The sequence below is a fragment of the Pampinifervens navoyensis genome, from assembly GCF_046159715.1.
Classification (GTDB): Bacteria; Aquificota; Aquificia; order Aquificales; family Aquificaceae; genus Pampinifervens.
On sequence record NZ_JBJXCT010000061.1, the window covers coordinates 1 to 255 of the forward strand.

General features: G+C 65.5%; 1 protein-coding gene. It reads right to left on the reverse strand.

Translation table 11 applies throughout. From position 1 onward, the window contains the following. Positions 1 to 255: hypothetical protein (locus ACKRDP_RS10005; protein ID WP_409154635.1), on the reverse strand; the 255-nt coding region annotated here is incomplete at both ends.

Here is a 255-nt window from a genome sequence, read left to right on the forward strand (position 1 = left end):
TTATAGGTGGATGGCAGCGTGTCCTCGGCGGTCGTCTCCAGGTACTCGAGCGCATCGCCAAGCGGCGTACCGGGGGTCATCACGCCTTCGAGTGTCAGCGAGTTGAGCTGCTGATGCTGGTTCCGTGAGCCTGGCTCCACCGATTCGGTCATCGTGACCACGCTGGAGATGGGCACCCGCTCGCCCGCCGGCGTCTCGATGTAGTAGTCCTCGAGCATGTCGGCGTCCAGCCGGAAGGGGCGGTCGACCTGGGGG